The sequence below is a fragment of the Candidatus Palauibacter sp. genome (assembly GCF_965222475.1).
In the GTDB taxonomy this organism is placed as follows: Bacteria; Gemmatimonadota; Gemmatimonadetes; order Palauibacterales; family Palauibacteraceae; genus Palauibacter.
The window spans coordinates 75,864-100,951 of record NZ_CBDCUB010000006.1 but is presented as its reverse complement, the minus strand read 5'-3'; the positions used below and the strand labels follow the sequence as shown (position 1 = coordinate 100,951).

Sequence of the window (25,088 nt, the reverse complement as noted above, 5' to 3'; positions counted from 1 at the left end):
ATAGTCGATGGTCAAGCGGGACAAGAGTCAGGATACGACGAGCGAGGAGCCGGCGGAGGCCGGCCCGGACACCTCGGACGCCGCGGCCGGGGATGCGGAGGGCGTGGAAACGCCCGGGCACATCGATGAGGTGGCTGCGCCCAGGGCCCGGGAGGAGGGCGACCCCGCCGACGAACTCGCCGCGCTCCACGACCGCCATCTCCGGCTCGCGGCCGAGTTCGACAACTTCCGGCGCCGGACGCGGCGGGAACTGGGCGAAGCCGGAGAGGGCGCCCGCGCGGGGCTGGCGAGCACGCTGCTCGAGGTCATGGACGACCTGCAGCGCGTGGCCGAAACACCGATCGATGGCGCGACGAGGGAGACGCTGCACGAGGGGATCGGACTCGTGGCGCGCAAGTTCGCCAAGGTTCTGGCGGACCACGGGGTGGAGCAGGTGAACCCGGCGGGAGAGCGCTTCGATCCGACCCTCCACGACGCGCTCATGATGACGCCGACGGACGACGCGGAGCAGGATGAACTCGTGTCGCACGTCGTCCTCGTCGGATATCGCCTTGGCGACCGGCTGCTCCGCCCGGCCCGCGTCACGGTCTTCCGTCACGACGAAGAAGATACCTGAGCCGATGTCGACGCAGGCGAAGGACTATTACAAGATTCTCGGGGTGGCCGAGAACGCGAGCGCGGACGAGATCCGGAAGGCCTACCGCTCGCTCGCCAAGAAGCACCATCCCGACGCGAACGCGGGGGATCCGGCCTCGACGGAGAAGTTCAAGGAGGTCTCCGAGGCGCATGGCGTCCTGTCGGATCCCGACAAGCGCCGGAAGTACGATCGGGTCCGCAAGTACGGCGGCCTCGGCCCGTTCGGCCCGGCCCCGGCGGGGGGCGCGCCGGGGGGTGCGGGCGGCTTCAAGTTCGAGGACCTTTCCGACCTGGGCGGGATCGGCGGGATCTTCTCTTCCATCTTCGACTTCGGGAAGAAGGCGAAGCCGGAGCAGGAGGGGCCCAAGCGGGGCCGCAACGTCGAGTACCTGGTCACGATCCCCCTGCGTACCGCGGCGCGCGGCGGCAGGGTCTCGGTCACCGTCCCGATCAGCGAGGAATGCGCGACGTGCGACGGCAACGGCGCGGCCCCCGGTACGTCACTGGATCGCTGCTCCGAGTGCGGGGGGAAGGGGGAGGTCACCTTCGGGCAGGGCGGGTTCTCCGTCACCCGCCCCTGTCCCGTGTGCGTGGGGCGGGGCATGGTGCCCGAGACCCCGTGCTCCAGTTGCTCGGGCCGCGGGCAGGTGAGTACGCGCAGGAAGCTGAGCGTCAAGGTGCCGACGGGCGTCGAGACGGGTTCGCGCGTGCGTCTGTCGGGCCAGGGCGAGCGCGGTCCGCGCGGCGGCCCGCCCGGCGACCTCATCATCAAGTTCCAGGTGGAGCCGGACCGGTTCTTCACACGCGACGGGCTGGATCTCGCCTGCGAGGTGCCGATCAACGTCGCGCAGGCGATTCTCGGCTCGAAGATCAAGGTGAGGACGATCGACGGGAACAAGGTCGTGCTGAGGATACCGCCCGGTACACAGAGCGGCACCGCGTTCCGCATCCGCGGCCAGGGACTCCGGCGGGGCGAGAACCGCGGCGATCAGGTCGTCAAGGTCGTGGTGGAGACCCCCGACCTCACCACCGAGGGCCTCAGGACCGTCCAGGAACTCGCGAAGCAGGAGGGCCTCCCGCACTGACGATGATGCCGCCTCCGAGGACGAGGTCGCTGCGGTAGAGCACGGCGCTCTGGCCCGGGGTGATCGCCGCCTGCGGCGTCGGCAAATCCAGCGAGAAGCCCGTCGACGTCGCTTCGAGCACGTCCGCGTCGACGATCGGTGCCCCGTGCCGGATGCGTACGCCGATCCGCTCGCCGCCGGCGGGGCGGTCGGCGAGCCAGTTCACGCCTCCCGCGACGACGCGCGAACGCGCCAGAGACATCCGCGGCCCGATGACCACGTCGCGCGACGATGGCCGGATCTCGAGCACGAACATCGGCTCGGCGAAGCCCCCCGGGAGCCCCTTGCGCTGGCCCACGGTGTAGTGCGCGTAGCCGGGGTGACGGCCGGCCTCGGAGCCGTCTTCGAGCCGGATCGCGCCCGGTGAGAGGGCGGGGTGGTCGTCGGGCAGGTAGCGGCGCAGCACCCCGGCGTAGTCGTTGTCGGGGACGAAGCAGATCTCGAACGACTCCGGCTTGTCCGCCGTGTCGAGACCGAGCCGCCGCGCCTCGGCGCGCACCTGCGGCTTCGTGAGGTCTCCCACCGGTAGCAGAAGGCGGTCAAGGGCCCGCCGGGGCATCCCCCACAGGAAGTAGGTCTGGTCCTTGCGGTCGTCCGCGCCGCGGTGGAGTTCCGGCCGTCCGGCCCCGGGTCCGACAACGCGCGCATAGTGCCCCGTGGCCAGCCAACGGCAGCCCAGCCCGTCCGCCCGCCGCAGGAGGTCGCGGAACTTCGTGAAGCTGTTGCAGCGCACGCAGGGGATCGGCGTCCGCCCCGCGGCGTACTCGGAGACGAAGTCGTCGATCACGTCCCGCGTGAAGTCCTCCTCCACATCGAAGACGTGGTGCGGCATGTCGAGCTGCGCCGCGACGGACTTGGCGTCGGCGATCCCGTCCAGACCGCAGCAGGTGCGGCTCGGCCCCTCGACGCCGGAGTAGCAGAACGTCTTCATCGTCACGCCGATGACCGGGCGGCCCTCGCGCGTAAGCAGCGCCGCGGTGAGGGACGAATCCACGCCGCCGGACATGGCGACGAGCACGGAGTCCTGGAAGCGGCCGAGGCGGGATAGCGCGATCATGCGGACGACCCCGTCACGCGGTGAGGGCGACGACGCGCGCCGCGACGCGGGCGAGCGCGTCCGCGGCCCGGTCGACGTCCGCGCGGGTGGTCTCGTGGCCGAAGCTGAACCGCACCGCCGCATAGGGCGCGTCGCCGGGGACGCCGATGGCGTCGAGCACGCCCGAACCGACACTCGAGTCGGACCCGCACGCGGACCCGCCCGAGGCCGCGATGCCCTCGAAGTCCAGAGAAACGAGGAGCGCCCCGCTGTCGCACCCGGGGATCCCCACGCTGACGAGGTTGGGCAGCCGCAAGGGCGCCTCGCCCCCGTGGATGCGGGTGTCCGGTATCTCCGCCAGGAGCCGCCCCTCGAGGTGGTCGCGCAGCGCGGTCCAGCGCGCCACCTCCGCCTCCCGCTCCTCGACCGCGAGTGCGAGCGCGGTCGCGAAGCCCGTGGCGCCGATCGGGTTCTGCGTCCCCGGCCACATCGACCGCTCCTGGCCGCCCCCGTAGCTCAACGGCTCCAGCGTCACCCCCGGCCGGCGGTAGAGCAGGCCGATCCCGACCGGTCCGCCCAGCTTGTGGGCGGTGGCGGAGAGCAGGTCGACCGGGGTGCGCCCCAGGTCGACGTCGACCTTCCCCATCGCCTGCACCGCGTCCGTGTGCACGAGCGCCCCGTGTTCATGCCCGAGGGCGACGATGTCGTCCATCGCCTGCACGGTGCCGATCTCGTTGTTGGCCCACATCACGGAGATCAGGGTCGGCGCGGCCGGGTCGGCCTCGAGCCGGCCCCGCAACCATTCAAGGTCGAGGGTCCCGGAGCGGTCCACCGGGATGCGGAACACGCGGGCGCCCTCCAGCCCGCCGCGATCCGCCGCTTCCAGACACGCCTTGTGCTCGATCTGCGACACGAAGACGCGCGGTCCCGAACCCTCGTGCGCCCGCACGAAACCGAGGATCGCAAGGTTGTCGGACTGCGTGCCGCCACCGGTGAAGTAGATGCACGACCGGGCGCACCCCAGCAGCTCCCCGATTCGCCCCCGGGCCAGTTCGAGGCACCGGTGGGCCATCCGACCGGGCGCGTGCGCGCTGGCCGGGTTGTAGCCGTGCCGCAACTCCGCGCCCATGGCCTCCCACACCTCCGGGCGCATGGGCCAGTTCGCCGCGTAATCGAGATAGAGACGCTCTTCGTCCGCCCGCATGATCGTCATCTTCAGCGTGGGTTCGCCCGGGATTCGCCCGGTCGGCAAAGACGGTCTATTGTGTCGAAGCTTCGAACGACGACGCAACTCGGAATGGAGTGCATGGAACCACGACCGTCCGCGTCGGGGCCGACCCCCCCGGCGCCACGCCCCCCGGGGCAGACTCCCGATGACCAAGCCCTGCCGCCGCTCGGGGCCCCGGTGTTCCGGACCACCGTACACGGCCTCGCATTCGAAGACCGCGCCCGCCACCTCGACACCGTCAGTCCCCGGGAGGAATTGCTCCTAATCCCCGATCCGCCTGGCGGCCAGCCCGACGACGTGTGGGTCCACGTCCGCGCGGGCGACCCGGTGGGCCACCTGCCGCGGGAGATCGGCGCCTGGCTCGCCCCCTGGATGCGGCGGGGCGGGTCCGCCCGTGTTCAGGTACTCAAGGTCGGTCCCGAGTCGGTCCCGAGCTGGAAGCGGCTGCTCGTCGAGGTTCGCTGCGGCGGCTGATCCCGGCGGCACGTGATCCCGGGGGCACGTGATCCCGGCGGCGGCTGATCCCGCGGCCGAAGGGGCCTACAGCGACCGGACGCCCAGCGCCATCACGTCCTCCACCCGCATCGTCTCGTCCGTATGAAACGGTTCGCCGTGGGGGGCCCGGATCAGCGAGCCGCAGTGCCGCGAGGCCGTCTCGATCCGCTCGATGAGCGACTGCCCGGTGGGGAAGATCTCACCCGCCGCCGTCGACCCCTCGAACTGTGACGCGTAACAGCGCGCCGCCTCGATCTTGCGCCCGAACTGCGCCTCCGTGAGCGGCACGACGAAGGTCGGCTTCACCGCGTCTTCGCGGTACGCCATGGCGTAGAGCACCTTCTCCGGTCGCCGCGCGGGGCCGCCATCGTAGCGGCGCAGTCCCGCCAGGAAACAGGCGTCGCGCGCCAGCTCCGAGGCGATCCGGTGGTCGGGGTGCCGCCCGCGCGGGTAGGGCAGGATCACGGTGGTGGGCGAGAGCCGGCGCAGGTGCGCGACCACGACCCGGCGCGCCTCCTGCGAGTTCTCGAGGCGCGCGTCGGGGAGTCCGGCGTTGGCTCGCACCGCGACCCCCAGCGCGGCCGCCGCCCGCTCCGCCTCCTCGGCCCGGATCTCCGGACTCCCGCGCGAGGCCATTTCGCCGCGCGTCAGGTCGAGGATGCCCGTCCGATACCCCTGCTCCGCGGCACGGGCCAGCGTCCCGCCGCAGGTGAGTTCGGCATCGTCGGGGTGGGCCGCCACGGCAAGGAGGTCCAGCGGTGTATCGGTCATCGGCGTGCGGACGCGCTACTCGTAGCGCAGTGCCTCGATCGGGTCGAGACGCGCGGCCCGCGAGGCCGGATAGAGCCCGAATCCGATGCCGGTCAATGCCGAGGCCACCAGCGCGGCCACGATCGACCACAGCGGCACGATGGCCGTGAGGGGTGTCAACTGGTTCACGGCCCATACGAGGCCGCCGCCGAGCAGCAGCCCGACCGCTCCGCCGAGCAGCGTGAGCGTGGACGCCTCGACGAGAAACTGCCACATGATGTCGCGCCGCCGCCCCCCCATGGCCTTCCGCAGCCCGATTTCCTTCGTCCGCTCCGTCACGGAAATCATCATGATGCCGATGACGCCGACGCCTCCGACCATGAGTCCGATGCTGGACAGCCCCATCATGGCCGCGAACAGCACGCCGGTGAGCTGCCCCCAGAGGCTCAGCAGCTGGTCCTGAGTGAGGATGGCGAAGTCGTCCTCCTCCCCCGGCTCCAGCCTCCGGAGCTGGCGCATCCGCGCGTACGTGACGTCGAGCGCCGCCTGTGCGTCGGCCCCGGGTTCCGGCCGCACGATGAAGCTGATCGTCCGGTCCCAGATGCCCAGGTATTTGTCCGCGGTCGCGAACGGCACCCACACGTAGTGCGTGGCCAGGCCGGCGAACAGGTTCGCCGGCAGCCGGTAGACGCCAATGACCTGGAACATGGCCCCGTCACGGCCCTGGCCGATCCGGATGTCCCGGCCGACCGGGTCGCGCTGCCCGAACAGGTCCACCGCCACGGCGGAATCGATCACGGCGACCGGCACCCGCCGCTGGGCTTCGGAGTGCGTGAACCAGCGGCCCGAGACGACATCGCCGCTGTAGATCTCGAGGTAGTCGGCACCCACTCCAAGAAAGGAGATCTCGGCGCGGTCCGACCCGACGCTCGCTTCGTACGCCCCCCCGAAGTCGCTGTTCATCTCGACCATCGGGGCCGCGCTCTGGATTCCCGGGAGCCGCCCGAGATCCCGGGCCCACTCCGGATCGAGCGGCGGATTCCTGAAGAACGCCGGCTCCTCCTCGTCCAGAGGGCCGCTGAAGCCTCCCGACGTGAAGTCCCAGTGCTGGACGTAGAACGTCGCGATGCCGTTGGGCGACATCGCCTCCTCGAAGCTCTTGTTGATGCCCGTGATCACGGCCGCCATGACCATCACCACGAGGACCCCGATCGTCACGCCCAGGATCGTGAGGCCGCTCCGGACCTTGTTGGCCCCGAGGGAGTCGAAGGCGACCGCGATCCCCTCCGCCATCGTCGCGAAGAACCCCATGCCGGCACTTCCACGCACGCTCATGCTACTCGAACCTCAGCGCTTCGATCGGGTCCAGCCGGGCGGCGCGGTAGGCCGGATAGAGCCCCGATGCGATGCCGACGCCGAGTCCGAGCACGAGGGAGATGATCATGGCCGGCACGGAAACGGCCGCCGGCAGGGGGGAGACACGTTCGATGAGCAGGGCGAGGCCGAATCCCGCCCCGATCCCGAGCGCCGCGCCGACGATCGAGAGCATCGATGCCTCCGTGAGGAACTGGAAGAGGATGTCCCGGCGCCGGGCCCCGAGCGACTTCCGGAGCCCGATCTCCCGCGTCCGGTCGGTGACGGAGAGCAGCATGATGTTCATGATCACGATCCCCCCGACCACAAGCGAGATTCCGACCAGCCCCGGCAGCGCCGTGACAAGCACGCGGTTGATCGTCTCCCAGGCCTGCAGAAGACCGCTCGACGTCTCGATCCCGAAGTTGTTCGGCTCGGCCGGACGAAGGCGGCGCTCGCTGCGCATCGCGCCTTCCACCTCGGCGATGGCCGGATCCAGCTCTTCCGCACGGTTCACCTTTACCGTGATCCCATCGACCTCGAGCCGCCGTCGGCTCAGCGTGCGCTGAAACGTCTCGAACGGAATGAGGACGGAGGCGTCCCGGATATTGCCTATGAACCCGCCCTGCTCCTCCAGCACGCCGATGACCCGGAACCCGTGCCCGCCCGCGCGGATCCGCTTGCCGATCGGCGACGTGGTCGGGAAGAGCCGTTCGGCGATCTGAGCCCCGATGACGGCAACGGAGAGCGCCTGCCGGTCGTCGATCGGTGTGAGTCCGCGGCCTTCCTCCACGTTCCACCCCTGCACCGCCTCGTAATCGGGCGACCCGCCGACGAGCAGCACGTTCCGGCGCTCGAGCTGGCCGTACCGGACCGCGGACACGAGGGTCCGCGCGAAGTACGCCAGATAGCGGGCGTCGGGCACTGCGGCGCGCACCACCTCCACCTCCTGCATGCGGAGTTCGGGGTTGCGCCGCCACCTGCGCCGCTCCGCCTCGTCGATGCGTCCCGTCTCGATCGTCGGTCGGCGGACGACCGAAAATGTATTCACGCCGAAGATCGACCCCGCGAAGTCCTCGCGCACGTAGCGGTTCATCCCCTCGACGATCGTGATCACCGCGATGAGGAAGGTGATTCCGATGATGATGCCGAGAAGCGCGAAGAAAGACTTGAGCTTCTGCGCCCAGACCTGCTGCAGCGAGAGGCGGATGCCCTCCCAGAATCGCATCGTCGAAGATCCTGACTAGCGCTCGACGCCGCTCTCGAAGGGCGGCTCGCGGGGCGGTGCCCACGGGTTGCGGAATGGCCTCCCGAGACCGCCGGGACCTCCGCCCCCGGACGGCGCCGGCGCCGCCGGGGGTGCGGCCGCCCCCTCGCCTGCGGAAGGTGCCGCGGGCGCCTCACGCGCCGCGGCAGGCACCGCATCGGCCTCTGTATCCGGCCGCGCAGCGGCCGGGCCGCCGCCGAACGGCCCGATGCCCCGCGTGAGGTAGTAGTCCGGGGACATCTCCGCTTCCACCTTCCCGTCGACGAGCGAGATCACGCGCTGCGAGCGGGCCGCGATGTCGTACTCGTGCGTGACCATGATGATCGTCTGGCCGTTCGCGTGCAGCGTGTCGAACACGTCCATGATCTCCTCGGAGGTCGAGGAGTCGAGGTTCCCCGTCGGCTCGTCCGCGAGCAGGATCGAGGGGTCGTTGACGAGCGCCCTCGCGATCGCGACGCGCTGGCGCTGGCCGCCGGAAAGCTCGTTGGGCTTGTGATCCATGCGGTCGGACAGCTGCACGAGGTCGAGCGCGTGCGCCGCCCTCCTGTGCCGATCCTTGCTCGATATCCCGGCGTAGATGAGCGGCAGCTCCACGTTGTGCAGCGCCGTGGCGCGCGGAAGGAGGTTGAAGGTCTGGAAGACGAATCCGATCTCGCGGTTCCGGATCCTGGCCAGGTCATCGTCCTTCAGGTGCTGCACCGCCTGCCCGTTGAGCACGTACTCTCCCGCGCTCGGTGAGTCGAGACAGCCGATCATGTTCATGAGCGTCGACTTGCCGGAGCCCGACGGTCCCATGATCGAAACGTACTCGTTGCGCAGGATCTCGATGTCGACGCCCGCGAGCGCGTGCACGACCTCGGCCCCCATCACGTAGTCTTTCCTGAGGTCGCGCGTGACGATCATCGGCTGCGTCCGGCCGTTTTCGCTCATCGTCCGTTCTCCCCGCTGCCGTTCGAGGAGGCCGCGTCATTCTCCGCCCGGTTGACTCTGATCCGACTCCCGTCCTCGAGTTCGCGGATCGCCTGGAACGAGCCCGACACGATCGTCGTTCCGACCTCGATTCCCGACACCACCTCGAAGTAGCTCTCCCCGGCGATCCCGATCTCGAGGGGCCGGAAGCGCACCCGGTCACCCTCGACCACGAACACGCCCTCGATGTCCCGGAGGGTCTCCGACTGCGGCCGGGGAGGCAGGTTCTCGCTGGGGATCTCCTCGTACTCGTCCGCGTCCATCAGAGTGAGCGCGGTGATCGGGATGCTGGGCACGTTGTCCCGGGTGTTCGTGATGACGTCGGCCGTGGCCGACAGGTCGGGCCGGATCCCCTCGGGAGGCGCGCGCAGTTCGATCTTCACCTCGAAGTCGATCGCCTGGGCCGACCCGCCCGCCTGGGACGGGTTCCGCGGCACGATCGAACTGTTGCCGATCTCGGTGACGGTCCCCACGAAGCGCTGGTTCGGGAACGCGTCGATCTCGATGTAGGCGGAATCGCCGATGACGATATCTGGGACATCCGTCTCGTCCACCTCGATCACGGCCTCCATCACGGACAGATCCGCGACGGTGAGGAGGAGGGACCCCGGGTTGTTCATCGTCCCGACGATGGCGGTCTCGCCCCGCTCCACGTTGAGCCGCGTGATCTTGCCCGACATCGGCGCGCGGATCGTCGTCTTCCCGAGCCGGTCCCGTTCCTGGTCGAGGTTCGCGTCGGCCTGCTCGACCTGATGTTCCGCGGCCTCGAGGAGCCGCCTCTGGACCAACGCGCCGGTCACCGCCTGTTCGACCTCGGCCTCGGTCACGAAGTCCGTGCCGCGCTCCTGCAGCGTCGTGAGCCGGTCCGCGTCCCGCTGCGCCTGGTCGTAGGCGGCCTGCTGCTGGGCCAGGCTGGCACGCGCCTGCGCGACGCCGGCCTCGGCGCGGTCCACGGCCGCTCGGAAGAGCGCCGGATCGATCTGCAGGAGAAGGTCCCCCTCCTCGACGTCCTGCCCCTCTTCCACGGGGAGGTCGATGATCCGCCCGGCGACATCGGTGGTGATGTCCACATGCGTCTTGGGCTCGATGTGGCCCGTGGCGGAGACCTCCGCCACGAGGCTCCGCTGTCCTACCTCCTCGACGCGCACTTCCACGACACGGCCCGCCTCGCGCTGCGTAGCGAGATATCCCATGGCGCCGAGCACCCCGAGCACGACCACCGCGATGAACGCTTTTAACATCCTGCACCACAACCTTTATTTCGAGACCCTGGAGAACTGCGCGCGCGACCCGGCAACTCGCGCACCCCCGAGGATACGCCTCCGCCGGCAGCCCGGTTTCAGCTCAACAGGCTGGCCAGCGCCGCGAGGACGGCCACCACGATCAGATACAGTACGAGAAGATACGTCGTGCCGGCCGCCGCGGACCGCTCCGGGTAGATGCGGCTCACGGCCACGCCGAGCACCCCGCACGTCCAAACAGTGAAGATGTTGATTCCGTTTAGGAACCCGCCAATGAACCCTCCCACCTCCGGCAGGAAGAGACCGGGCGTCAGGATGGGAGTCTGGGAGCCGAGCGTCATGAGTGCGAGCCCGACGATCCCTCCCGCGGTATAGACGTAGGTCGCGTGGGCGGCGGCGCTGAACAGCTGCCTGAACCGGCCCTCGCCCCCCATGATGACGTTGAACGCGATGAGGATGAGGCCCGCGATGAGCGAGAGGAGGATCGGCGTGGCGATGACCACCGTGGCGATCCCGGCCGCCGGACCCGTGGACATCGCGGCCTCGACCTGCTGATCGAGCAACTCGGGATCCGCCCCCGGCGGGATGAACCTCCCGATCTGACTCTCGAACATCGCCCGCCGCACGTCTTCGGGGACCACGACCGGAGTCAGGAGTTGCAGCGCGGCGCTCAGCACGACGAGGCCCACCGCGGCCCCCAGCCACGCGGGCCGCTCCCGGATCGCGTCGAACAGCTTCGCCGGCGAGACGAAGACCTGCAGGATGCGGACGGGAAGGACGGGAATCGAGACCTTCTCCGGCGGCGCTTCGGACGACGCATGCGTGTGTTCCATCTTCATCTCCAGGTTATGTGCCGGGTTGAACCGTCGGCGGGTCCCGGCCCGAGTCGGTCAGCCTTCCACCGGCGCGCGGATCGCCTCGCGGCGGGCTCCGGGTTCGACCACGCGCAGGAGCTTGTCGTCCGCATCCAGCCAGACGCTCAGCCCGGCGCCATCGACTTCGAGGTCGTAGCGGGTAGCGGCCACGGAGCCTTCACCGATCGCGACGCTGTCCGGACCCTCACCCGTCAGCCGCGCCGGAACGGATCGCCCCGCGAGCGGGAGCAGCACCTCCAGACGCCCCTCCGGCGCCTCCCTCAGAGTGCGGACCAGGAGAAGATAATGGTGCGCCACGCCCGGTTCGACGATCGCCCCCACTTCCTGCACCATGTACTCCTTCCAGCCCTCGCCCCCGGCGGTCGCGAACTGGAAGCGGACCCGGTCCGCGAACCGTTCGCCGCTGACCAGGACCGAGCGGCCCTCCTCGACCTCGTACTGCATCGGGAGCAGGTCGGGATCCATCTGCAGCCCCACCTCGCGCGCCGGCCTTTGCACGATCTCGATTCTGGCCACGGCGTTGACGGTGGATCCGGCGCGCCAGACCCGGAAGCGCTCGCTCCCCACGCGCCGCCCGTCCACATGGATCTGGAGGTGGCCCGCGTCGAGTTCCTGGGCGCCTGCCGGGAGGGGACTCAGGAGGAGAACCGAGGCCGCCAGCGCGCGCCCTTTGGATCCAAAGGCTCTTTTCCGCAATCGCCCGCCTCGTTTGAGGGTCGGTTGAGACGAATGTCGATCATGACCCCTTGAGAACGTACAAGACTGTCCGGGCGGGAGCGAAGGACGGTATGGCGAAGTCAATGGGATCGGCGTGCGTGATGTCGGCCGCGGTCATGGGGCTCGACGTGCGGCCGGTGAGCGTGGAAGTGTCCCTCATCACCGGGACGCCCATCATACAGATCGTAGGTCTCGCGCAGAGTGCCGTGCGGGAGGGCCGCGAGCGGATCCGGGCCGCGGCGGCGCAGATGGGGCTGCACGTTCCCGGGCTGCGGATCACGGTGAACCTCGCGCCGGCGGACCTCCCGAAGACGGGTGCGGCGCTGGACCTGCCGATCATGCTCGGGATCCTGTGCGCCAACGGCGACCTCGCGCAGGACGCCCTGCGGGGGACGATGGCGGTGGGCGAACTCGGGCTCGATGGTTCGCTGCGCTCGGTCCGGGGCGCCCTCCCCATCGCGCTTTACGCGGCGGCGGATCCGAACGTCGACCGGCTCCTCCTGCCGAGCGCCAACCTGCGGGAGGCCTCGGCGGCGGAGGGCATAGAACTGGGGGCGTCGGACTCGCTGGGCCGGATCCTCGTCGCGTTGAAGAACGGCGGCCGCCGTCTGGCGCCGGGGCTGTTGTCGCCGGCCCGGGGGCTGCGGAACGATGAGACGCCCGCCGCCGGGGAGTTCGACCTCTCCGCGGTGAAGGGCCAGCCGGTCGCCAAGCGGGCGCTCGAGATCGCCGCCGCCGGCGGCCACAACCTCCTTCTGTCCGGCTGTCCCGGCTCCGGCAAGACGAGTCTGGCCCGTTGCCTTCCCGGGCTGCTCCCGCGACTCGCGCTCCCCGAGGCCGTGGACGTGACGGCGATCCACAGCGTGGCGGGGCTCCTGTCCGATGGCGCGGGGCTGAAGCGAACGCGCCCGTTCCGGGCACCGCACCACTCGATCAGCGAGGCGGGCCTGATCGGAGGCGGGAGTCGCCCGCGGCCGGGCGAGGCTTCGCTGGCGCACCACGGCGTGCTCTTCCTGGACGAACTGCCGGAGTTCGGCCGGCGTACGCTCGAAGCGCTCCGGCAGCCGATCGAGGAGGGGCAGGTGCGCATCGTCCGCGCGGCCGGATCGGCCAGCTTTCCGGCCGAGTTCACGCTGGTGGCCGCGATGAACCCCTGTCCGTGCGGCTACGGGGGCGTCTCCGGCCGCTGCCGCTGCCCCGATGAGTCGGTGCGGCGCTATCGCCGGCGCGTGAGCGGGCCGCTCCTGGACCGGATCGACCTGCTCGTCGACGTGCCCGCGGTGCGCTGGGAGGATCTGGCCGGCAAGGGCCGCGTCGAGGCGAGCGCGGCCGTTCGGCGGCGGGTGTCGCGTGCGCGCTCCCTCGCGGCACGCCGCCAGGGGAGCGCGAACGCGCGCATCCCGCCGGCCCGTCTGGAGCGGGTGTGCGCCATCGACCGGGGCGGCCGCGCGCTGCTGCGGAAGGCTGTGACGTGTCTCGACCTGACCGCGCGCGGCTACCACCGCGCGCTCCGCGTCGCCCGGACGATCGCGGACCTCGATGCGCGGGCGCGGGTGTCCGAGGGGCACGTCGCCGAAGCGATTCGCTTTCGCGGATCGATCTAGCACGGGCTGCTGGCGCGCGGTTACTTCGCGAGGACCCCGGGCGGGAGTTCGGGGCAGCGCCCGGCCTCGACCGGCGCCGCGGCCGGGGCCTCGCCCCTCCCGAGCGCGAGAAAGTTGCCCAGCAGGCGGTGTCCCCCGGCGGTCAGCACCGCTTCCGGGTGGAACTGCACCCCCCACACGGGCCACGCGGTGTGCTCGATGGCCATCACCTCGCCCGCCTCCGTCTCCGCCGTCACGCGGAGGCCGGGGCCGGGATCGGCGGGGTCGACGACGAGCGAGTGGTACCGGGTGACCTCCAGCGGCGAGGGCAGGCCGGCGAACAGCCCCCGTCCCGAATGGCGGATGTCCGAGAGGCGGCCGTGCATGGGCCGGCCCGCGCGGATGACCCGTCCGCCGACCGCGGCGGCGATACATTGGTGTCCGAGACAGACGCCGAGGATCGGGATCTCCGCGCCCACGGCGCGAATCACCTCGACCGAAGCCCCGGCCTCGGCCGGCGTGCAGGGGCCCGGAGAAATCACGATATGCGAGAGCCCTTCGCCTCGCAGCGCGCCCGGATCGACCTCGTCGTTGCGCCGGACGCGCACCGTCTCGCCCAGTTCCTCGAGATAGCGCGCGAGGTTGAACGCGAACGAGTCGTAGTTGTCGATGAGGAGGATCATGGCGGCAGGCATCGGGTCGGCTGGGTCGGCGCGGTCTTGACCGGCCCCGCAGGATACGGCGCCACTCCGGCGCGGTCGAGGCTCTTCGTCGCGCTTCGCTTACCGCTTCGAGTGCGCGAGGGCATCGCGCGCGCCACGGATGCCCTGCGGGCCCTCGAGGGCGTCCGTCCCGTACCCGTCGAGCGGTTGCACCTCACGCTGCGCTTCATCGGCGGGACGGAGCAGAGCCGCGAGGCGCCGCTCGCGCGGGAGATCGCTGCCGCCGCGGCGGACCTTCCCCGCTTCGACCTCCGGCTGCGTGCCGCCGGCGTCTTCCCGTCGCTCCGCCGCGCCCGGGTGATCTGGGTGGGCGTGGAGGACGCCCCCGCGCTCTTCGACCTCCACGGCTCCGTGGAAGCCGCGGTCGTCCGGGCCGGCATCGCCCCGGAGCCGAGGCCCTTCCGGCCCCATGTGACCGTGGGACGCATCCGCCGCCCCCCCGCGCCCCGCGGTCTGGCCGACGCGATCGCCCGGGTGCGCTTCGAGACTACCGTGGCGGTCGAAGAGGTGTCACTCATGCGGAGTAAACTTCTCCCGCGCGGTGCTCGTCATATAGAGGTGGCCTCGTGTCCCCTGGCGGGAACCGGCGCCTGACGCGGCCCGCGGGCGCGGGTGCTACGTTCCACCCCTGTACCGATTCACGTCGGAGGCGGTCGACCGGATGGGCATCTTCCGAAGACTCTTCACAGGACTTGGCTTCCTCGTCTTCCTGCTGGCCCTGCTGGTCACCGGCTGGATCCTGCGGGAGGACATCGAGCGCTGGCTCGCGAACGTGGACGGCGAGGACATCGCCATGCCCGAACCGAGTCCCGAGGCGGCCGCCCGCGTCGAGACCGTCCTGCGCGAGCTGGCCTCGGGCGGCGGCGGCGCCGAGACGCGGTTCACCGAGATGGAGCTTCAGAGCTACGTCGAATACAGCCTCGCTCCGCGGCTGCCCGCCGGCATCGGGGCGCCCGCGATCGAACTGCGCGACTCGACGGTGGCCCTCTCCGCCCAGGTCGATTTCACCCGGCTCACGATAGCAGGGGACGCGGCGGCGAGCCTCGGGCGCATGTTCGGGGATTCGGCTGTCGTCGCGGCGGAAGTCTTTCCGGAGGTGGGCGAAGTGGGCGAGGGACGCATCCATCTCGTCAGCCTCCAGGCGGGGGTCATTCCCGTGCCCCCCCTCCTGCTCGGCATGGCCGGGCAGCAACTGGGGTTGCGCATGAACGGGCAAGCCCTGCTCTTCGACATCCCGGCTGCCGTCGCGGACGTTCGCGTGGAGAACGAGGAGATCATCCTCCTCCTGCATCGCTGACGAACGGCCCCGGGGGCGGTCGGTCTGTCGACCCTTCCACCCGGCATCCTTTGCCGGACACCCGAACCACGGACCCATAGCGGACCCAGAGCGGAGTCTTCCCGGCATGACTGAGAAGTTCCCGAACCACATCGCGGGCGGATGGTCGGCGCCCGCCAGCGGCGAGTACATGGAGAACCGCAACCCGGCCCGCACGTCGGATCTGATCGGGCTCTTCCCGGACACCGGTCCTTCCGAACTCGACGCGGCGGTCGCTTCGGCGCAGCGCGGCTTCGAAGGATGGTCCAGGACGCCGGCGCCCGAGCGAGGGCTCGTGCTGAAGCGGGCCGGAGACCTCCTCACCCGGCACAAGGAGGAACTCGCGCGGACGATGACCCGCGAGATGGGGAAGGTCCTCGAGGAGACGCGCGGCGATGTCCAGGAGGCCATCGACACGGCCTACTACGCGGCGGTCGAGGGACGCAGGCTGTTCGGGCGCACGGCGCCGTCCGAGCTTCGGAACAAGTGGGCCATGTCCTTCCGCCGCCCGATCGGCGTGTTCGGGATCATCACCCCCTTCAATTTCCCCGTCGCGGTCCCGAGCTGGAAGATCTTCCCGGCCCTCCTGTGCGGGAACAGCATCATCTACAAGCCCTCCGAGGACGTGCCCCACAGCGCGCACCGGTTCGTGGAGATCCTGCTCGAGGCCGGCATCCCGCCCGAGTGCGTGCAGCTGCTGCACGGGCGGGGCGAGACGATCGGGCAGGCGATCGTCGAGCACCCCGGGGTGCCGGGCCTCTCCTTCACCGGCTCCACCGGGACCGGCAGCCGGATCGGCGAGATCGCCGGGCGCATGCACAAGCGTCTGTCGCTCGAGATGGGGGGCAAGAACGCGCAGATCGTCCTCTCCGACGCGGATCCGGATCTCGCCCTGGAAGGTGTGCTGTGGGGCGCCTTCGGCACGACCGGCCAGCGCTGCACGGCGACGAGCCGCCTGCTCCTGCAGGGCGACATCCACGACGAGTTCGTGGAAAGGCTGTGCTACGAGGCCCGATCGCTGCGGCTGGGCGACGGGCTCGAGGCCGGCGTCGACGTGGGCCCGCTGGTCCACGAGGCGGCGCGCGACAAGTGCGAGCGGTACGTCGCGATCGCCGAGGCGGAGGGTGCGACCGTTGCCACCGGAGGTCGCCGGCCCTCCGGCGGGGGCCTGGGCGATGGCTGGTTCTACGAGCCGACGGTCCTCACCGGGGTCGCGAGGGGACACCGAGCGGCGGTCGAGGAGATCTTCGGCCCCGTGCTCTCCGTGATTCGTTTCGATACCCTCGAGGAAGCGTTCGAAATCAACAACGAGGTGCGTTACGGGCTGTCGTCGTCGATCTACACGCGGGATGTGAACGCGTCCTTCCGGGCCGTGGAGGAACTCGACAACGGGATCACGTACGTGAACGCGCCCACGATCGGTGCCGAGGCCCACCTCCCCTTCGGGGGCGTGAAGAGTACGGGCAACGGACACCGTGAGGGCGGGTGGGAGGTGTACGAATTCTACACGGAGACCAAGGTCGCGTACGTCGACTACAGCGGTACGCTGCAGCGGGCGCAGATCGATGTCGATTGGTGAGGCCGGGTGGGTGAGAGCCCGTTGAGGCCTTCCCTCAAATCATTGGGAGAAGGTGCCGGAGCGGAAACCGGAACGGGTGGGCCGATCGGCGGGAGCGTGGAGAAGGGAAGGCGGGGATGGAGGAAGGACCGGCTGAGAGAGGGGAGCCGACCAGGGGCGGGGCACGGAAGCTCCTGACGCCCCCGACCCGCGCCCGCGCGGGCCGGGACGAGTCCGTCGGCCGATGGTTGTGGGAGTGGATGAAGTCGATCTTCATCGCGCTCATCCTCTTCCTCTTCGTCCGCACGTTCGTGGTCGAGGCCTTCCAGATCCCGACCGCGTCGATGGAGAACACGCTCCTCATCGGCGACTTCCTGCTTGTGAACAAGATGGTGTACGGCGCCGAGATCCCGGGCACCGACCTCGAACTCCCCGCGTTCGACACGCCGGCCCGCGGGGACGTGATCGTGTTCGAGCCGCCGGAATCCGCCGATCAACCCACCCGCACGCATTACGTGAAACGCATCGTCGGGATGCCCGGGGATACGTTGCGCATGCGGCGGGCGCAGCTGTTCGTGAACGGCGTCCCGCTCCAGGAGCCCTACGTGGAGGCAGCGTCGAACTTCCCCGATGCGCCGAGCTCGAAGTTCGAGTGGCAGCGCCGCTTCCTGACCGGCCGCGCGCCCCGCGCCGGGTACCTGCCCACCCGGAACAACTGGGGACCCCTCGTCGTCCCGGGCGACCACTACTTCGTCATGGGCGACAACCGGTCGAATTCCGAGGACTCCCGTTACTGGGGCTTCGTTCCGAGAGATGCGATCCGGGGCCGGCCCATGCTGGTGTACTACTCGTACGAGCGCGAGCCGAAGGGCCACTGGTCCTGGCTCACCGACATTCGCTGGAGCCGCATCCTGCGCGGCATCGACTGAACCTCCCGCCGCCCCGGCCGGCGGCAACCCGGACGCGAGCGAGAATGGTTCGAACCTTCGAAAGATACCTGGCGGACATCGGGCGCGAGCGATTGCTCGACATGGAGGACGAGGCGGAACTGGCGCGGAAGATGCGGGCCGGCGACCTCGCCGCACGACGACGCCTGGTCCGCGCCAACCTTCGCTTCGTCGTCTCGGTCGCGCGAAGCTATCGCGGGCGCGGCGTGCCGTTCGCGGACCTCGTCAACGAGGGGAATCTGGGGCTGGTCCGCGCGGCCGACCGGTTCGATCCCGATCGCGGCGTGCGCTTCGTCAGTTACGCGCATTTCTGGGTCCGGCGGGCGATGTTGCAGGCCATCGCGGGCCAGGACGAACGCCCCTCGAGCGGCGAACCGGCGCCGCTCCGGCTGTCGCTCGATCACGTCGCGCCCGGCGCCGCCTGCACGCTCGGGGAACTGCTCCCGGACGAGCGGACGCCGGAGCCGGGCGCCGGCGTGGTGCGAGACCGGCTTCGCGACGCGATCGAGGCGAGCCTCACCGATCTGCCGCCGCGCGAGCGCGAGGTCCTGCGCCGGTACTTCGGATTGGGGTTCGAGGATTCCCAGTCGCTTTCCGACATCTCCGTGGAGCTCGAGGTCTCCCGTGAACGGGCGCGCCAACTCAAGGAGCGCGCGCTGTCCCGGCTCCGTGCCGGCGCCGAGAGGCACGGGCTGCGCGGGTTCGTGGATTCCGGCGGTCCGGGCGGCGCGTGGCGGCTTCCCGCGACGAAACCGGAGAGGTGACGCGGCCGCTCCCGCCACGTCCGCCGTGATTGACTTCACACGAACGCCGGGGTAGCATTACGGGCTATCGCGCAACCCGCACGGGTTCCGCGGTCGTCACACGCTCGGCAACCAACCTGCCGGGCGGTTTTTTTGCGATAGGCAGAACGGATGAAGACGTATTCGGTAAAGGCGGGTGAGATCGAGAGGGAATGGTTCGTGGTCGACGCCACGGATCAGGTGCTCGGTCGTCTCGCGACCCGGGTCGCGACCGTCCTTCGCGGAAAGCACAAGCCGATCTACAGCCCGCACCTCGACACGGGCGACTACGTCGTCGTGATCAACGCCGGCCGCGTGCGGCTGACCGGAAACAAGGCCGACCAGAAAGAGTATTTCCGACACTCCGGATACATGGGCGGCGAGCGGTTCATCCCCTTCCGGCGCATGCTCGCGCGGTATCCCGACAGGGTGATCCGGCTGGCCGTGAAGGGCATGCTCCCCAAGAACACCCTCGGGCGGAAGATGCTCGGGAAGTTGAGGGTCTACGGGGGGCCGGAGCATCCCCACACGCCGCAGGGTCCGCGGCCCCTCGAGACGGTCGCGGGCTAGCGGACGAGTCGGCTCGCGCGGAACGGTCAGGGAGAAGAGAGTTGGCGGCAACGGAACAGGTCCAGTCGGTGGGACGGCGCAAGGCGTCGGTCTCGCGAGTTACGATGAAGGAGGGCGCGGGGACGGTCAGGGTGAACGGCCGGCCGTTCGACGAGTACTTCACGATTCCGCGGCACCGCTCCCTCGTCTCGGCGCCGCTCGAGGTGACGGAAGCCGCGAGCCTGTACGACATCACCGTTCGGGTGCGGGGGGGCGGAGTCACCGGCCAGGCGGATGCGACGCGTCTGGGTATCGCACGCGCCCTGCTCGCGATGGACGAGGACCGGCGACGCACCCTGCGTGCCCACGGCATGCTGACCCGGGATCCGCGGGTCGTCGAGCGGAAGAAGCCGGGCCGTCCGAAGGCGCGCAAGCGCTTCCAGTTCTCCAAACGATAAACGGAACGATAGCGGGAAGGCGGAAAGCCGAGCGCATGGGCGTCGCGTTGAAGGACCTGTTGAAGGCCGGAGTGCATTTCGGGCACCAGACGCATCGCTGGAACCCGAAGATGCGGAAGTACATCTTCGCCGAATCCGGCGGGATCTACCTGATCGACCTCAAGAAGACGCAGCGCGAGCTCGAGCGGGCGCACGAACTCGTCAGGCAGACGGTGGTGGCCGGCAAGTCCATCCTCTTCGTCTGCACGAAGCCGCAGCTCGCGCGCGTCGTGCGGGGAGAGGCCCAACGGTCCGGATCGTTCTACGTCACGGAGCGCTGGCTGGGCGGGATGCTCACGAACTTCCAGACGATCAAGAAGAACATCGCCCGTCTGAAGGAACTGGAACGCGGCACCGAGGAAGGGGCCTTCGAGTTCTATACCAAGAAGGAGCGGCTCCTGCTCGAGCGCGAGCGCGAGAAGCTCGACCGTTATCTGTCCGGGATCAAGGACATGACGCGGCTGCCGGGTCTCGTCTTCGTGGTGGACTCCAACCGGGAGGAGATCGCGGTGCGCGAGGCGAACCGTCTCGGGATTCCCGTCGTGGCGATCGCCGACACGAACGCCGATCCGGATCTGCTCACGATCGCGATCGCGGGGAACGATGACGCGATCCGCTCGGTCTCGCTCATCACGCGTTCGGTCGCGGACGTCGTCGAAGCGGCGCGTCGCGACATTCCCGAGACCGGACGGGAAGAGAAGGAATCGAAGGCGTACACCTATTCGAGCGATGCGGGCGGCGTGGCCGACACGCCCGCGACGAGCGATTCGCGCCGCAAGCGGCCGAGGCGCAAGCCGCGTCCGGAAGTCATCGCGCAACGACGGCACCACCCCCCGGTGGTCGAGGCCGACGAGGGATCGGCCGACCCCGCCGCGGGTGAGGGTGAGTCGGGGGCGAACGGGAAAGAAGCCCCCGCGCCGGTGGCGTCCTCCGCGGAGACGGTGGCTGCCGACGAGGGAGAATCAGGCCGCGAGTGAACCGGGGGCCACTTCGGTGGCCCTTTTTTTTGCCATCACGCGCCGCGGAGGTGCGGGGCCGGCGAGGAGCGCGAGAGGAGGAGGCGAGGGATCATGACGCAGATCACGGCCGGAGCGGTGAAAGCGCTCCGGGACCGGACGGGCGCCGGGATGATGGACTGCAAGAAGGCGCTTATCGAGGCACAGGGCGACGCGGAGCGCGCGATCGACCTGCTGCGGAAGGCCGGGGCCGCCAGGGCCGCCAAGCGCGTGGCGCGCACCGTGTCGGAGGGGACGATCCGGGTCGCGAAGCGCGACGGGTCCGCCTCGATGGTCGAGGTGTTGAGCGAGACGGACTTCGTGGCCCGCAGCGAGGCGTTCGAGAGCTTCGCCGGGGAGCTCGCGGAGCAGATGTTCGATCTGCCCATCGGCGACGGGGAGACCCTGGAAGGAGAGGCGCTCCTCCGCCTCGAGGGCGGCGGCGAGGTCGAGGGCCGGCTCAACCAACTGAGGGTGCAGGTCGGCGAGAACATCCAGCTGGGGCGCGCGGTGCGGTACGACCTCGGTGAGGGGGGCGCGTTCGCATCGTACGTCCATTTCGGCAACCGGATCGGCGTCCTGGTCGAAATCTCGGACTCGGGCGCCGCGGCGGTGGAGACCGCCCGCGGGGTCGCGATGCACGCCGCGGCCACGAACCCCCGTGGCGTGTCCCCGGACGATATCCCGGCGGAGCAGGTCGAGCGCGAGCGGGCATTGCTCACCGAACAGGCGCTCGAGCAGGGCAAGCCGCCTTCGATCACCGATAAGATCGTCGCGGGACGCATGCGCAAGTTCTTCGAGGAGAACGCTCTTCTCTGGCAGAGCTATGTGCGCGACCCCGACCGGACGGTGAAGGAGCTGCTGGCCGAGGCGGGCCGGGATCTCACCGTCCGACGCTTCGTCCGCTTCGAGGTGGGCGGCTGAGCCTCTCCGACCTGAAGTACCGGCGCGCCGTCGTAAAGCTCTCGGGCGAGTCGCTAGCGGGGCAGCGCGGGTTCGGAATCGATCCGCCCGTCATCGAGGAACTCACCCGCGAGATCCGGAAGGTTCACCGCAGCGGCGTCCGCCTCGGGCTCGTCGTCGGCGGAGGCAACATCGTGCGCGGCACGGTCGCGAGCGAGCGGGGGATGGACCGCGTGAACGCCGACTACATGGGCATGCTGGCGACGGTCATCAACGCGATGGCGCTCCAGGACATGCTCGAGCGATCCGGGGTCGAGACGCGGGTGATGTCGGCGATCCGGATGGAGGCGCTCGCCGAGCCCTACATCCGGCGCCGGGCCCTGCGTCACATCGAGAAGGGACGGGTCGTCATCTTCGCCGGCGGAACGGGGAACCCGTATTTTTCCACCGACACGGCGGCCGTGCTGCGGGCCATCGAGATGGAAGCCGACGTAATCCTCAAGGCGACGCGCGTGGACGGCGTGTACACGGCGGACCCGGAGACCGATCCGAGCGCCGATCTGATCGAGGAGATCAGCTATCTGGAGGTGATGACACGGGAACTCGGCGTCATGGACTCGGCCGCGATCTCCCTGTGCAAGGACAACAGCCTGCCCATCGTCGTCTTGAATATCAAGCGGCCGGGTGCAATCCTGGCTGCGTTGCGGGGCGAGAGGATCGGGACGCTCGTCGAGTAGCCGGAACGCGACCCGTGTCCGGGGCGCGCCAAAGATCGGAGGGACGGTGCCGGAGGAGACGCTCGAGAACGCGATCGAGGCGATGGACAACGCGATCGACGCCATCGCGAGGGAATTCGCCACGGTCCGTACCGGCAAGGCGACGGCGGCGATTCTCGATGGGGTGCGGGTCGATGCCTACGGAGGGCTGGTCCAACTCAGGCAGGTGGCCAACGTGAGCGCCCCCGAGCCGACGATGCTCGTGGTCCAGCCCTACGATCCGAACATCGCCACGCAGGTCGCGCGGGCGATCCAGAGCGGTGACATCGGACTGAACCCCTCCGTGGATGGGGCTCTCGTGCGCGTGCCCATCCCGCCTCTGACCGAGGAGCGCCGCCGCGAATTCGTGAAGGTTCTGCACCGGATGGCGGAGGAGGGCAGAGTGTCGATCCGCCGCGCGAGGCACGAGGCGCGGGAGCGGCTCCTCCGGATGCAGCGGGAGGGGGATGTCGGCGAAGACATCTGTCGGCGCACGATGGGCGAGGTGCAGGAGTTCACCGACGAGTACGTGAGGAAGATCGACGAACTCCTGGCCCGGAAGGAAGCAGAGGTGATGGAGGTTTGAGCAGAGCGCACAACGTCGCCGGGGCCCTCCGCGCCTACGTTCAGGGGCGCGACCGCGTGTGGGAACACGCGCGTAAGCGGGGGGCTGCCGGGAGCGCCCGGTCGGAGATCGAGTTCGGGCGCCTGCCCGAGCCGCCGAAGTTCGGAGTCGCTGTGGCCGAGGAGCTGGACTTCCGCCGCGGCCCGGCGGCCTGGCGGGATCGTGGCCCGCCCACCAAGTCCTAGCGCCCCGCGCACCGCGGGCGACGTCGGCCGCGACGTGGAGGCGCGGTTCCGACGCGCTCTGCCGGCCGCGCCGGATCTCCTGCCCGGGGGCTCTTCTGTCCTCGTCGCGTTCTCCGGCGGCTCCGACTCGCTGGCCCTGCTCCACCTGCTGTGCGGGATCCGCGAGTCCCGGCGTCTGCGGTTGACGGCCGCCCACTTCGACCACGGGCTGGGGGCCGGGAGCGCGGACCGGGCGGCGCGGGCCGCCGAACTGAGCCGACGCGCCGGGGTGCCGTGCCGGATCGGCCGGGCTCACGCACTGCGCGGGGGGCAGGCGGACTACCGGGCCGCGCGTTACGCCTTTCTCGCCGATGCACGGCGTCGCGCGGGGGCGACGCGGGTCGCGCTGGGGCACCAGCGCGACGACCACGTCGAGACCGTGCTGCTGAACCTGCTGCGGGGGACCGGCTTCCGGGGCCTGGCCGGCATCCCGGCCCGCCGCGGCGCGTTCGTACGCCCGCTGCTCGGGTTCGGGAGCGAAGAACTCCGGGACTACCTCCGGGCCGAGGGCCGCGAGTGGATCGAGGACCCGGCCAACCGGGATGCCCGCTATCGCCGCTCGAGGGTTCGCCATGGCCTCGTGCCCGCTCTGTCCGAGTACGCCGGGGAGGGTCTTCGCCCGTTGGTGGCCGAGCTCGCCCGTCACGCGCTCGAGGCCGACGGGGGTCTGGAGTCGCGCGCCCGGCGTCAGCTCGCGACCGCGGGATACCGGAAGACGCCCCTCGGGGCTCACTTTGCCCGCTTCGGGTTGCTCCGGTATGATCGAGCGGCGCGCGCGCGCATGCTTCGGAAGGTCGCGCGCGACGCGGGTTTTCGTCTCTCGCGGCGCGGGACCCGGGCCGGGGTCGCGTTCATGAGCGGCGGCACGAGCGGGCGCGGCGTGGACATCGCGGCCGGCCTTCGCGTGGAGCGCGAGTTCGACCGACTCCGGGTGCGGCGGCGCCGGGACCCACGGCCCGACCTGGAGGTGGAGATCGGCGAGACGGGCTCGGGACGCGAAGGGGCGCGGATCGGCGGCAGCCGTTACGAGGTCCGGTGGGGGACGCTCGAGGGAACGGAACGCTGGGCGACGGCGCTGCCCGGCAGCGCGATCCGGTTCCCGCTGCGCGTACGGGGACCGCGTCCCGGGGACCGGATCCGGATGCCGGTCGGCTCCCGAAAACTCACGAAGCTCCTGAATGAGCGGCGCGTGCCCGCATCGGAGCGGCCGGGAGTCCCGGTCGTCGTCGGCGCCGACCGGAAAGTCCTGTGGGTCGTGGGCCACGCCACGAGGGCCGTCGAGTCCCCCGACCCCGAAGGAACGTGGTTCGCCATTGGCGTCATCGAGCGCTGATCCGGCCCGTCCGGATGCACGGGAGGCCGAGGAGCGACAGTTCCTCGCCTGCGCGGGGGGCCGTCCCCTGGGGCGGGTGGTATACTCCGCGTCCGAAATCGCCGAGCGTGTCGCCGAAATGGGAGCCGAGATCACGGCCGCGTATCCACCGGAGTCCGATGTGCTGCTCCTGGGGCTGCTCAAGGGTTCGTTCGTCTTCATGGGCGACCTCGTCCGCCGCATCCGGCGGCCTCTTCAGGTAGACTTCCTGGTGGCGTCGAGCTACGGCGCCGGCACGGAGTCCTCGGGCGCGGTGGAGCTGCTCTACGATCCCAGGGCGCCGATGGAAGGGCGGCACGTCATCATCGTCGAAGACATCGTGGACAGCGGGACCACGCTGAATCAGCTGTGCGGCGGGGTTGCCGGGAGAGGCCCCGCCTCGCTCGAGATCTGCGCCCTCCTGCACAAGCGGATCGCGAAGGACCTGGCCTGGGAACCGCGATGGGTTGGCTTCGATGCACCAAAAGAGTTCCTTGTGGGGTATGGACTGGACTACGCGGAGGATTTCCGCCACCTGCCGTTCATAGCGAGTCCCGGCGCGTGAGGACGCGTTTGGATCCGCCGGAGTCT

27 protein-coding genes and 1 pseudogene are annotated in these 25,088 nt (G+C 70.0%); 18 read left to right on the top strand and 10 right to left on the bottom strand.

Annotated features, from left to right (window positions below; genetic code table 11):
- The first annotated feature begins 7 nt into the window (after window positions 1-7).
- Both ACOQPP_RS11265 and dnaJ read left to right on the top strand, forming a co-directional pair.
- Complete coding sequence (locus tag ACOQPP_RS11265; protein WP_420636540.1) at window positions 8-616, top strand: nucleotide exchange factor GrpE; 609 nt, start codon at window positions 8-10, stop codon at window positions 614-616.
- Window positions 617-620: 4 nt separating this feature from the next.
- A complete protein-coding gene (dnaJ, locus tag ACOQPP_RS11260) occupies window positions 621-1,721 on the top strand; it encodes a molecular chaperone DnaJ (protein ID WP_419166907.1) in 1,101 nt (366 codons plus the stop codon).
- Here dnaJ and mnmA read toward each other — a convergent pair.
- Window positions 1,675-2,817, bottom strand: a complete 1,143-nt coding sequence (mnmA, locus tag ACOQPP_RS11255) for a tRNA 2-thiouridine(34) synthase MnmA (protein WP_419166908.1) — start codon at window positions 2,815-2,817, stop codon at window positions 1,675-1,677. The genes dnaJ and mnmA overlap by 47 nt on opposite strands.
- 13 nt (window positions 2,818-2,830) lie before the next feature.
- Window positions 2,831-4,048 (bottom strand): cysteine desulfurase family protein, encoded by a 1,218-nt coding sequence (locus tag ACOQPP_RS11250; RefSeq protein ID WP_419166909.1) that lies wholly within the window; start codon window positions 4,046-4,048, stop codon window positions 2,831-2,833.
- 54 nt (window positions 4,049-4,102) lie between these two features.
- Between ACOQPP_RS11250 and ACOQPP_RS11245 the strand changes: the two genes are divergently transcribed.
- Window positions 4,103-4,498 carry a hypothetical protein gene (locus tag ACOQPP_RS11245; protein ID WP_420636539.1) on the top strand — a complete coding sequence of 132 codons (396 nt, stop codon included), beginning with the start codon at window positions 4,103-4,105 and terminating at the stop codon, window positions 4,496-4,498.
- Window positions 4,499-4,564: 66 nt separating this feature from the next.
- On the opposite strand, the gene bshB1 is transcribed toward ACOQPP_RS11245, so the two are convergent.
- The 7 genes from bshB1 to ACOQPP_RS11210 form a co-directional block, all read right to left on the bottom strand.
- Window positions 4,565-5,290: a bacillithiol biosynthesis deacetylase BshB1 gene (bshB1, locus tag ACOQPP_RS11240; RefSeq protein WP_420636538.1), complete on the bottom strand. Its 726-nt coding sequence runs from the start codon at window positions 5,288-5,290 to the stop codon at window positions 4,565-4,567.
- Window positions 5,291-5,305: 15 nt separating this feature from the next.
- Window positions 5,306-6,604, bottom strand: a complete 1,299-nt coding sequence (locus ACOQPP_RS11235; protein ID WP_420636537.1) for an ABC transporter permease — start codon at window positions 6,602-6,604, stop codon at window positions 5,306-5,308.
- Between the two features lies 1 nt (window position 6,605).
- Window positions 6,606-7,850 carry an ABC transporter permease gene (locus ACOQPP_RS11230; protein ID WP_419166913.1) on the bottom strand — a complete coding sequence of 415 codons (1,245 nt, stop codon included), beginning with the start codon at window positions 7,848-7,850 and terminating at the stop codon, window positions 6,606-6,608.
- Between the two features lie 15 nt (window positions 7,851-7,865).
- Entirely contained in the window at window positions 7,866-8,819 is a 954-nt protein-coding gene (locus tag ACOQPP_RS11225) for an ABC transporter ATP-binding protein (RefSeq protein ID WP_420636536.1), read from the bottom strand.
- On the bottom strand, window positions 8,816-10,099 hold the full coding sequence (locus ACOQPP_RS11220; RefSeq protein WP_419166915.1) for an efflux RND transporter periplasmic adaptor subunit: 1,284 nt from the start codon (window positions 10,097-10,099) through the stop codon (window positions 8,816-8,818). Before ACOQPP_RS11220 ends, ACOQPP_RS11225 begins: the two co-directional genes overlap by 4 nt.
- 98 nt (window positions 10,100-10,197) lie before the next feature.
- Window positions 10,198-10,932, bottom strand: a complete 735-nt coding sequence (locus tag ACOQPP_RS11215) for a YIP1 family protein (protein ID WP_420636535.1) — start codon at window positions 10,930-10,932, stop codon at window positions 10,198-10,200.
- A 57-nt stretch (window positions 10,933-10,989) separates the two neighbouring features.
- A complete protein-coding gene (locus ACOQPP_RS11210) occupies window positions 10,990-11,670 on the bottom strand; it encodes a hypothetical protein (protein WP_419166917.1) in 681 nt (226 codons plus the stop codon).
- A 92-nt stretch (window positions 11,671-11,762) separates the two neighbouring features.
- On the opposite strand from ACOQPP_RS11210, the gene ACOQPP_RS11205 reads away from it, so the two are divergent.
- A complete protein-coding gene (locus tag ACOQPP_RS11205) occupies window positions 11,763-13,295 on the top strand; it encodes a YifB family Mg chelatase-like AAA ATPase (RefSeq protein WP_420636534.1) in 1,533 nt (510 codons plus the stop codon).
- Window positions 13,296-13,315: 20 nt separating this feature from the next.
- On the opposite strand, the gene ACOQPP_RS11200 is transcribed toward ACOQPP_RS11205, so the two are convergent.
- Window positions 13,316-13,957, bottom strand: coding sequence for an anthranilate synthase component II (locus ACOQPP_RS11200; protein ID WP_420636579.1), 642 nt, complete (start codon window positions 13,955-13,957; stop codon window positions 13,316-13,318).
- Window positions 13,958-13,993: 36 nt separating this feature from the next.
- On the opposite strand from ACOQPP_RS11200, the gene thpR reads away from it, so the two are divergent.
- The 14 genes and pseudogenes from thpR (at window position 13,994) to hpt (ending at window position 25,062) form a co-directional block, all read left to right on the top strand.
- Window positions 13,994-14,590, top strand: a complete 597-nt coding sequence (gene thpR / locus ACOQPP_RS11195; RefSeq protein ID WP_419166920.1) for an RNA 2',3'-cyclic phosphodiesterase — start codon at window positions 13,994-13,996, stop codon at window positions 14,588-14,590.
- Window positions 14,591-14,657: 67 nt separating this feature from the next.
- Window positions 14,658-15,293: a hypothetical protein gene (locus ACOQPP_RS11190; RefSeq protein WP_419166921.1), complete on the top strand. Its 636-nt coding sequence runs from the start codon at window positions 14,658-14,660 to the stop codon at window positions 15,291-15,293.
- A gap of 106 nt (window positions 15,294-15,399) precedes the next feature.
- Window positions 15,400-16,890, top strand: a complete 1,491-nt coding sequence (locus ACOQPP_RS11185; protein WP_419166922.1) for an aldehyde dehydrogenase family protein — start codon at window positions 15,400-15,402, stop codon at window positions 16,888-16,890.
- 239 nt (window positions 16,891-17,129) lie between these two features.
- Window positions 17,130-17,798 (top strand): signal peptidase I, encoded by a 669-nt coding sequence (gene lepB / locus ACOQPP_RS11180; RefSeq protein WP_419166923.1) that lies wholly within the window; start codon window positions 17,130-17,132, stop codon window positions 17,796-17,798.
- A 44-nt stretch (window positions 17,799-17,842) separates the two neighbouring features.
- A complete protein-coding gene (locus ACOQPP_RS11175; RefSeq protein ID WP_419166924.1) occupies window positions 17,843-18,580 on the top strand; it encodes a sigma-70 family RNA polymerase sigma factor in 738 nt (245 codons plus the stop codon).
- Window positions 18,581-18,730: 150 nt separating this feature from the next.
- Window positions 18,731-19,168 carry a 50S ribosomal protein L13 gene (gene rplM, locus ACOQPP_RS11170; protein ID WP_419166925.1) on the top strand — a complete coding sequence of 146 codons (438 nt, stop codon included), beginning with the start codon at window positions 18,731-18,733 and terminating at the stop codon, window positions 19,166-19,168.
- Between the two features lie 41 nt (window positions 19,169-19,209).
- Window positions 19,210-19,605 (top strand): 30S ribosomal protein S9, encoded by a 396-nt coding sequence (gene rpsI, locus ACOQPP_RS11165; RefSeq protein WP_419166926.1) that lies wholly within the window; start codon window positions 19,210-19,212, stop codon window positions 19,603-19,605.
- A gap of 35 nt (window positions 19,606-19,640) precedes the next feature.
- Window positions 19,641-20,315 (top strand): annotated as a pseudogene (gene rpsB / locus ACOQPP_RS11160) (30S ribosomal protein S2); the annotation flags it as partial.
- Between the two features lie 399 nt (window positions 20,316-20,714).
- Window positions 20,715-21,563: a translation elongation factor Ts gene (tsf, locus tag ACOQPP_RS11155; RefSeq protein WP_419166927.1), complete on the top strand. Its 849-nt coding sequence runs from the start codon at window positions 20,715-20,717 to the stop codon at window positions 21,561-21,563.
- Entirely contained in the window at window positions 21,560-22,279 is a 720-nt protein-coding gene (gene pyrH, locus ACOQPP_RS11150) for a UMP kinase (protein ID WP_419167168.1), read from the top strand. The genes tsf and pyrH overlap by 4 nt, the downstream gene beginning before the upstream one ends.
- Window positions 22,280-22,325: 46 nt before the next feature.
- Entirely contained in the window at window positions 22,326-22,883 is a 558-nt protein-coding gene (gene frr / locus ACOQPP_RS11145) for a ribosome recycling factor (protein ID WP_420636533.1), read from the top strand.
- On the top strand, window positions 22,880-23,107 hold the full coding sequence (locus ACOQPP_RS11140) for a hypothetical protein (protein WP_419166929.1): 228 nt from the start codon (window positions 22,880-22,882) through the stop codon (window positions 23,105-23,107). Before frr ends, ACOQPP_RS11140 begins: the two co-directional genes overlap by 4 nt.
- Window positions 23,085-24,479 carry a tRNA lysidine(34) synthetase TilS gene (tilS, locus tag ACOQPP_RS11135; RefSeq protein ID WP_419166930.1) on the top strand — a complete coding sequence of 465 codons (1,395 nt, stop codon included), beginning with the start codon at window positions 23,085-23,087 and terminating at the stop codon, window positions 24,477-24,479. The genes ACOQPP_RS11140 and tilS overlap by 23 nt, the downstream gene beginning before the upstream one ends.
- Entirely contained in the window at window positions 24,460-25,062 is a 603-nt protein-coding gene (hpt, locus tag ACOQPP_RS11130; RefSeq protein ID WP_419166931.1) for a hypoxanthine phosphoribosyltransferase, read from the top strand. Before tilS ends, hpt begins: the two co-directional genes overlap by 20 nt.
- Window positions 25,063-25,088 lie beyond the last annotated feature (26 nt).

Bases quoted from the DNA above. Each gene is read 5' to 3' on its own strand.
- ACOQPP_RS11265 (WP_420636540.1), top strand. From the start codon at position 8: ATGGTCAAGCGGGACAAGAGTCAGGATACGACGAGCGAGGAGCCGGCG.
- dnaJ (WP_419166907.1), top strand. From the start codon at position 621: ATGTCGACGCAGGCGAAGGACTATTACAAGATTCTCGGGGTGGCCGAG.
- mnmA (WP_419166908.1), bottom strand. From the start codon at position 2,817: ATGATCGCGCTATCCCGCCTCGGCCGCTTCCAGGACTCCGTGCTCGTC.
- ACOQPP_RS11245 (WP_420636539.1), top strand. From the start codon at position 4,103: ATGGAACCACGACCGTCCGCGTCGGGGCCGACCCCCCCGGCGCCACGC.
- bshB1 (WP_420636538.1), bottom strand. From the start codon at position 5,290: ATGACCGATACACCGCTGGACCTCCTTGCCGTGGCGGCCCACCCCGAC.
- ACOQPP_RS11235 (WP_420636537.1), bottom strand. From the start codon at position 6,604: ATGAGCGTGCGTGGAAGTGCCGGCATGGGGTTCTTCGCGACGATGGCG.
- ACOQPP_RS11230 (WP_419166913.1), bottom strand. From the start codon at position 7,850: ATGCGATTCTGGGAGGGCATCCGCCTCTCGCTGCAGCAGGTCTGGGCG.
- ACOQPP_RS11225 (WP_420636536.1), bottom strand. From the start codon at position 8,819: ATGAGCGAAAACGGCCGGACGCAGCCGATGATCGTCACGCGCGACCTC.
- ACOQPP_RS11220 (WP_419166915.1), bottom strand. From the start codon at position 10,099: ATGTTAAAAGCGTTCATCGCGGTGGTCGTGCTCGGGGTGCTCGGCGCC.
- ACOQPP_RS11215 (WP_420636535.1), bottom strand. From the start codon at position 10,932: ATGGAACACACGCATGCGTCGTCCGAAGCGCCGCCGGAGAAGGTCTCG.
- ACOQPP_RS11205 (WP_420636534.1), top strand. From the start codon at position 11,763: ATGGCGAAGTCAATGGGATCGGCGTGCGTGATGTCGGCCGCGGTCATG.
- ACOQPP_RS11200 (WP_420636579.1), bottom strand. From the start codon at position 13,957: ATGATCCTCCTCATCGACAACTACGACTCGTTCGCGTTCAACCTCGCG.
- ACOQPP_RS11190 (WP_419166921.1), top strand. From the start codon at position 14,658: ATGGGCATCTTCCGAAGACTCTTCACAGGACTTGGCTTCCTCGTCTTC.
- ACOQPP_RS11185 (WP_419166922.1), top strand. From the start codon at position 15,400: ATGACTGAGAAGTTCCCGAACCACATCGCGGGCGGATGGTCGGCGCCC.
- lepB (WP_419166923.1), top strand. From the start codon at position 17,130: ATGAAGTCGATCTTCATCGCGCTCATCCTCTTCCTCTTCGTCCGCACG.
- ACOQPP_RS11175 (WP_419166924.1), top strand. From the start codon at position 17,843: ATGGTTCGAACCTTCGAAAGATACCTGGCGGACATCGGGCGCGAGCGA.
- rplM (WP_419166925.1), top strand. From the start codon at position 18,731: ATGAAGACGTATTCGGTAAAGGCGGGTGAGATCGAGAGGGAATGGTTC.
- tsf (WP_419166927.1), top strand. From the start codon at position 20,715: ATGACGCAGATCACGGCCGGAGCGGTGAAAGCGCTCCGGGACCGGACG.